Genomic DNA, 7,244 nt, shown 5'->3' with positions numbered 1-7,244 from the left:
AAGATTCACCCCATTATGAAATGCTGTGGCGCTCGGCCACTCAATCCCAGAAGATTCTTATGATTGCTTTAAGCCAGGATCAGACCGCTAAGCCGTTTTCAAAAGAATTTCAATTAACACACGGCATCGGTCCCTCGTCATCGATCAAGGCCTCCCTTGATTCGCTTTTGAAAAAAGGAATCCTTTATAAATCCATTCAGGGCAGCTATCGCTTTACGGACGGGTTTATGCCGTATTGGATTAACCGTATTATGAAATCGGTTAGATGACTTGCAATGGAGCCAATACGCAAATTGTGTATTAACATTCTGTGTAATTGCTAAAAACTATTCATAAATGCTTTAGAATGGATAACCCAGCAATTAACAATTCAAGATTTGACCCCCTCTTTGACTTTATTTTTGAATATGAAATTGGCGTTAGATTTAGTCCTGGGGGTAGGGTGCGTGGCGGATGATGTCACCTTCAATCAGGTAAACGACCTGTTCGGCAATATTGGTGGTATGGTCCGCCAGGCGCTCCAGATGGCGGGATATTAGAAATAGATTGATCAGGTACCCGATTTTGTCGGGATTTTCGCCAATCTCTTTTTTAATTTTGTCGTAGGCCTCACTTTTGATTCTATCAACCTCATCATCCAGCTTTACAACCTTAAAGGCCAGATCATAATCCAGGTTAATCAGCGCATCCAGGCTCATTTTCAGCATGGCCTGCGCTTTTTCTCCCATAGTGGCGTAGTCAAAGTAAAAATCCAACTGCTCGCTTTTGGCGGTAACGCCGACACGCTCGGCAATATTAACAGCCTGGTCGCCGATGCGCTCCAGTTCGGCATTGATCTTAATGACGGCAACTATAAATCGCAAATCAATGGCCACCGGCTGATGCAGGGCCAGCACTTTGAGGCATTCTTCCTCAATTTCTACTTCCATTTCATCGATTTCATAATCGGTTTTAATGATTTTGTCCGCCAGATCCGAATCATTGGTATCAATGGCCTTGAGGGCCATCTGGACGCGTTCTTCCACAAGGGCCCCCAGGGCCAGAATGCTCTTCTTAACATTTTCCAGTTCTTTGGTGAATTGCTTTCGAATGCGCTTTTCCATTTTCCTGTTCCCAAGATGCGTTCATTTTTTTATTTGTTAAAAAAGTAATCTCTTTTTTTTGGTCAGGCAAGAAAAATTTAAGCTCTCAGCTCTTTTTAGACCTTCCAGTTTGCTGCACTTAAATCATTAATTTCTCACCTATCGCCCACAGTTAAACCCTACAAATATTAAAATTTTATTAGCCTAACAAAAAACTAACTATAACTTTGCTCAACCCTAACAAAAAATTCTTAATTATCGCCGCTGCGGTCAAAACCGATTATGTGTATTTCTATAGAAAAGTTTTAACCGGGTTACGGTTTGTAAAGAAATGTCACCGACAATATTAATTACGATTTTATTGGCCTTATCAACCCTTGGCTATTATATTGGCCGAAGGCGTGCACTGGTCGTTGGTCATGATTCAGCCGGCAATAACAACCTGCACTCGCGACCCATCTATTATGGATCTCTTACCGCACTCTGGTGCGGAATTCCGGCTCTGCTTCTATTCGGATTCTGGCTGGTATTCGAGTCCACCTTCATCACCCATCTGGTAGTATCCGATTTACCGGAAGCCATGCAAAAACTTCCGACCGCCGAGCTTAACCTGCTGGTCAATAAAATCAAAAATCTGGTTGATGGTAATATTGTTGCCGGTGCGGTTGAAGCTGAAATACAGGCCGCTGCTGATCAATATCGCAACCTGCAGGCAACCAGCCATGCTGCCCTGGTTGTTGCTGCAATTTCGGTGGCCATTTTGGGACTGGTGGTCGTGCGGGCCAAAATAACGCCTCTACTGCGGGCGCGCAATAGAGTTGAGCAAATAATTCAATATATGCTGATTGGCTGCTCGACGATCGCCATATTTACAACTATTGGTATCGTGTTGTCGGTACTATTTGAGTCCATCCGGTTTTTTAATGCAGTCCCGATTTCGGAGTTTCTGTTTGGCCTGGAGTGGAGCCCCCAGATGGCCATCCGGGAGGATCAGGTGGGTTCATCGGGGGCCTTTGGGGCGATACCGGTTTTTATCGGGACCTTGCTGATTTCTGCCATTGCGATGTGTGTAGCGGTGCCGACCGGCCTGATGTCTGCAATTTACCTCTCCGAATATGCAAACAAAACATTTCGTGCTGTGGCCAAGCCGTTAATTGAAATTTTAGCCGGTATTCCAACTGTGGTTTATGGGTTTTTTGCGGCCTTAACGGTGGCACCGTTTATCCGGGACACAGGAGATCTTTTAGGTTTGGGGGTTTCTTCAGAAAGTGCTCTTGCAGCCGGCGCTGTTATGGGGATCATGATCATTCCTTTTGTTTCCTCACTGTCTGACGATTTTATCAACGCAGTGCCTCAGGCTTTGAGGGACGGCGCCTACAGTCTGGGGGCCACGAAATCAGAGACCATCAAAAAGATTATACTGCCGGCTGCTCTGCCGGGGATTGTAGGCGGTGTTCTTCTAGCGGTTTCCAGAGCGATCGGTGAAACCATGATCGTTGTGATGGCGGCAGGATTGGCGGCCAACTTAACTTTAAACCCACTGGAAGCCGTCACCACGGTTACGGTTCAAATTGTGACTTTATTGGTCGGTGACCAGGAATTTGACAGCCCCAAGACGCTGGCCGCGTTTGCGCTGGGGTTGCTGTTGTTTGTGGTAACCTTGCTGTTAAACATCATTGCCTTAAAAGTCGTTCGTAAATATCGAGAACAATATGAATAACTCTCATCAAAACGGCATTAGCCCTGACAGGAAAGAGGAGCGCACGCTTGACATTGTCCACCGGGGGCTGAGTAGACGCTACCGCGCTGAGCGCCGATTCCGATTCTATGGAATAGTGGCTATTGTTGTCAGTATGATCTTTCTTTCTTTGTTGTTCATCAGCATTTTTGGAAAGGGTTATTCAGCGTTCTTGCAGACGTTCGTGAAGCTGGATGTGTTTCTCGATCCTGAAATCTTAGACCAGCAGTCGCTGGCTACTGCCGATTATCAGGGGCTGATTAAAAAATCCTTGCGGGGCATGTTTCCTGACGTAACGGGCAGAAAAGACAAGCGCCTGCTGTATCGGATTGTCAGTAGTGGAGCCTCATTTCAGCTGAGAGATTTGGTTCTCACGCAACCTGATGTGATCGGACAAACCTTGCCTGTTTGGGTACCGGCCGATGATGACGTTGACATGCTGATGAAAGGTCATGTTGATCGACAGGTCGCCGAAGGTGAGCGCCGTTTAAAGGACAAGCAGCTGGCCTGGATCGATCAGTTAATTGCTGACGGTAAGATTCAAAAGCAGTTTAACACTACTTTTTTCAGCTCTGGAGATTCGCGCGAGCCGGAACTGGCCGGTATCTGGGGAGCTGCGGCCGGATCATTTTTCACGCTGATCGTCACCCTGCTGCTTTCTTTTCCGATCGGTGTCGCCGCCGCAGTGTACCTTGAGGAATTTGCCCCCAAAAATCGCTGGACCGATCTGATCGAGGTCAATATCAACAACCTGGCCGCGGTGCCATCGATTGTTTTTGGCCTGCTGGGGTTGGCGGTGTTTTTAAATTTTTTTGGTCTGCCGCGTTCGGCCCCGGTTGTCGGCGGGCTGGTCTTAACGTTAATGACTTTGCCGGTCATTATTATCGCCAGCCGGTCGGCTTTGACAGCGGTGCCGCCGTCGATTCGTGAAGCCGCCCTGGGCGTGGGGGCCTCCAAAATGCAAATGGTGGCCCATCACGTGCTGCCGCTGGCGTTGCCCGGCATGCTGACCGGAACCATCATTGGAATGGCGCGGGCGTTAGGTGAAACCGCCCCTTTACTGATGATTGGTATGGTGGCTTTTATTGTCGACATTCCAACCGGATTTACGGATCCGGCTACAGCTTTGCCGGTTCAAATATATCTGTGGGCCGACAGCCCCGAACGGGCCTTTGTCGAGCGAACGTCGGCTGCGATTATAGTGTTACTGGCATTTTTGATCGCCATGAATGCCGCGGCGGTGATCCTCAGAAAACGCTATGAAAGACGCTGGTAATTAACTTGGCTACTGGCAACTCGTCGCTGGCCGTTCGTTAAGAAGCAGCATACCATTTAATACAATATAAACGGATCCCTAATATTCTGCTAATCTGAAATGCGTATGTTTCAACATAATTTCTGAAACACCTGAATTTTTAATGTTACTTTTGACTCAAGGAGGAAAGATTATGAGAAAGTTCGTTACGCTAACGGCCATCGTTTTTTTGATGGCAGCAATTCTGGGGCCGGTTCAGGCCGGTTCCGGAAGGGATTACGTCAGCATCGTAGGCTCATCCACCGTTTATCCGTTTGCAACGGTTGTGGCCGAGCAGTTTGGCAAGTCCACCAGTTTTAAAACACCGAAGATCGAATCAACCGGTTCCGGTGGCGGCCTGAAGCTTTTTTGTGCCGGTGTCGGTGTGGAGCATCCGGACATTACCAATTCATCCCGCCGCATAAAACAGTCTGAATTTGACCGCTGTGCGCAAAACGGCGTCAAGGAAATCATTGAGGTGAAAATCGGGTATGACGGCATTGTGATGGCCAATTCGAAAAAAGCGGCCCCGATGAAACTGTCCCGCAAGGATATCTTCTTGGCTCTAGCAAAGGACGTTCCCGATCCGGCCGATGGTGAAAAACTGATTCCTAATCCTTACAAAACCTGGAAGGATGTCAATCCGGCTCTACCGGACAAGGCCATCGAGGTTCTGGGACCGCCACCGACTTCCGGAACACGGGATGCTTTTGTTGAGCTGGCCATGGAAGGCGGCGCCAAAACATTTGACTGGATAAAGGCCATGAAAAAGAAAGACAAAAAAGCCTACAAGGCCATTTGTCACACCGTTCGGGAAGATGGTGCTTATGTTGAAGCCGGTGAGAACGACAACCTGATCGTTCAAAAACTGGAGGCCAATCCGAATGCCCTCGGTATTTTCGGTTTTAGCTTTCTTGATCAAAATATGGATAAAATCCAGGGCTCTTATGTCGACGGCGTTCAACCCGAATTCGAAGCCATTGCTGATGGCCAGTATCCGGTTTCCCGTCCGTTGTTTTTCTATGTTAAAAAATCCCACGTGGGGGTGATACCGGGGATCAAGGAATACCTGGCTGAATTTACCAGTGACAAAGCCTGGGGCGCAGAAGGGTATTTAAGCGATAAGGGCTTGATCCCCATGCCGAACGCAGAACGCGCTAAATACAGCGGAAATGCCCAATCTTTGACGGCATTAACATCATTGAAGTGATTTGGTTTGCTGGAGGTAGGCCGGAAAATGTTTTCCGCTCTGCCTTTTTGCCTTTAGCTGGCGGCATGGGTTTATTTTGATTGTAAAACCCTTTACACTCTGCTGCAATTCTGTAATATAAATCCTTTAACGCAAGAGCAATCAGCATCATGATTTCGTTAAATTCCATGGAAGAGGCCGGTTTTATAGGAACGATGCCAGAAGGTGATTTAGAGATAATAGGCAAGCCAACGGAGGGCAGGGTTCTTGTCAGCCGCGAAAAGCGCGATACTGTCGGCGAAATAGCGGTTGCCAATGCGCGTATGACCTGCCGCGAGGTAAATGTCTGGTACGGCGAAAAACAGGCCATAAAAAACGTATCCCTGGATGTCGGCCGCAACGAGGTCATTGCCATGATCGGGCCTTCCGGCTGCGGCAAATCAACTTTTATCCGCTGCCTGAACCGGATGAATGATACCATCGAGGGCTGTCGCATTACCGGTACGATTACCCTGGATGGGGTAAATATTTACGATAAAAACATTGATGTTGTTCCATTACGGGCTCAGGTGGGTATGGTCTTTCAAAAACCCAATCCTTTTCCAAAATCCATTTATGAAAATATCGCTTACGGGCCAAAGATCCATGGCCTTTCGTCCAATAAGGCCGAGCTGGATCAGATCGTTGAAACGTCTTTGATCAAAGCCGGCCTCTGGGATGAAGTTAAGGACTGGCTCGACCAGCCCGGTACGGGCCTTTCCGGTGGGCAGCAGCAACGCCTTTGCATTGCTCGAACAATTGCGGTTAACCCGGAAGTTATTTTGATGGATGAACCGTGCTCCGCTCTGGATCCGATTGCCACCGCTGTTATCGAAGATTTAATCGACGAGCTGCGCGAACAGTATACGATTGTGATCGTGACTCATTCCATGCAGCAGGCATCGCGGGTGTCGCAACGCACAGCTTATTTTCATCTGGGAGATCTAATTGAGGTGGGACCGACCGCACAAATTTTTACCAATCCGAACCATCAGCTCACAGAAGATTACATCACCGGTCGCTTTGGTTAATTTAGGCTCTATTTGGCGACCATGGCGCGCATCATATCGCCGGCATTTTCGGCGTGGTCGGCGATGGAACCGATAATCTCGGTTAAACGGATTAAATGAAATACGGCCACCGGGTCCTCAATGGCATTAAAGATTTTTTCTTTGACGGCATCTTCCAGCTTATCGGCTTCATGCTCATACTGGCGTAAGGCGCGAATGATGTCTTTAACCACAACTCGTTGATCCTCTGCGAAATTTGAAAAGTATTTGCGGGCTTCGGCGACCATTTTGCTCAACTCTTCAATCGGGTCCATAACCGCTGCCACCAAAAGCATAAAGTCCTTTTCGAGCACCTCCGGAATGCCGGCAGCTGCCCTGAAAGACAGCCAGTCAAGGCCTTCCTCAACCACATCCAGCACTTTGTCCTGTTCGCCCAGATAGCGGAACACCTCAAATTTGTCCACCGGCAGCAGTGTACCTTTGGGAAGATGTCCCCGGATGCGGCGCTTGATGGCATCTGCTTCGCTCTCGAGCTTACTGATATCTTTTCTGAAATGCTCGAAATCTTCGCATCGGTCTTCGATGATGCATTCAATGGCTCTTTGAAAGACCCAGGCGCACTCTTTTACCTTTTCGGCATGCTCCTGCAGGCCATCGAAGGGTGAAGTGACAAACATTGAAATAAAAGGTATGCGCATAACTTTCTCCTTTAGATAAAGAGCTGAAGAATTTTAAAAATAACAATGCTGGTAATGGCTGCAGCTGGCACGGTCAGAACCCAATACAGGATAATCTCAAAAATAATTCTAAAATTAACAGCTTCAATACCGCGCGCCAGGCCAACCCCCATGACACCGCCCACGGCCGCATGGGTGGTTGACACCGGCAACCC

8 protein-coding genes are annotated in these 7,244 nt (G+C 48.1%); 5 read left to right on the top strand and 3 right to left on the bottom strand.

The window, feature by feature from the left end:
- On the top strand, positions 1–269 hold a 269-nt coding region (locus tag QNJ26_22640; protein MDJ0988352.1), incomplete at its 5' end, for a hypothetical protein.
- Between the two features lie 156 nt (positions 270–425).
- Here QNJ26_22640 and phoU read toward each other — a convergent pair.
- Complete coding sequence (gene phoU, locus QNJ26_22635) at positions 426–1,103, bottom strand: phosphate signaling complex protein PhoU (GenBank protein ID MDJ0988351.1); 678 nt, start codon at positions 1,101–1,103, stop codon at positions 426–428.
- Between the two features lie 310 nt (positions 1,104–1,413).
- Between phoU and pstC the strand changes: the two genes are divergently transcribed.
- The 4 genes from pstC to pstB all read left to right on the top strand — a co-directional run bounded on the left by pstC (position 1,414) and on the right by pstB (position 6,373).
- Positions 1,414–2,802, top strand: coding sequence for a phosphate ABC transporter permease subunit PstC (gene pstC, locus QNJ26_22630; GenBank protein MDJ0988350.1), 1,389 nt, complete (start codon positions 1,414–1,416; stop codon positions 2,800–2,802).
- Entirely contained in the window at positions 2,795–4,096 is a 1,302-nt protein-coding gene (gene pstA / locus QNJ26_22625) for a phosphate ABC transporter permease PstA (GenBank protein MDJ0988349.1), read from the top strand. The genes pstC and pstA overlap by 8 nt, the downstream gene beginning before the upstream one ends.
- A 172-nt stretch (positions 4,097–4,268) precedes the next feature.
- On the top strand, positions 4,269–5,324 hold the full coding sequence (locus QNJ26_22620; protein MDJ0988348.1) for a PstS family phosphate ABC transporter substrate-binding protein: 1,056 nt from the start codon (positions 4,269–4,271) through the stop codon (positions 5,322–5,324).
- 194 nt (positions 5,325–5,518) lie between these two features.
- On the top strand, positions 5,519–6,373 hold the full coding sequence (pstB, locus tag QNJ26_22615; protein MDJ0988347.1) for a phosphate ABC transporter ATP-binding protein PstB: 855 nt from the start codon (positions 5,519–5,521) through the stop codon (positions 6,371–6,373).
- An 8-nt stretch (positions 6,374–6,381) separates the two neighbouring features.
- Here pstB and QNJ26_22610 read toward each other — a convergent pair whose 3' ends face one another.
- Positions 6,382–7,050 (bottom strand): TIGR00153 family protein, encoded by a 669-nt coding sequence (locus QNJ26_22610; protein MDJ0988346.1) that lies wholly within the window; start codon positions 7,048–7,050, stop codon positions 6,382–6,384.
- A gap of 11 nt (positions 7,051–7,061) precedes the next feature.
- On the bottom strand, positions 7,062–7,244 hold a 183-nt coding region (locus QNJ26_22605), incomplete at its 5' end, for an inorganic phosphate transporter (GenBank protein MDJ0988345.1).

It is taken from the genome of Desulfobacterales bacterium, from assembly GCA_030066985.1.
Classification (GTDB): Bacteria; Desulfobacterota; Desulfobacteria; order Desulfobacterales; family JAHEIW01; genus JAHEIW01.
This window is presented reverse-complemented; position numbering and strand designations above follow the sequence as displayed.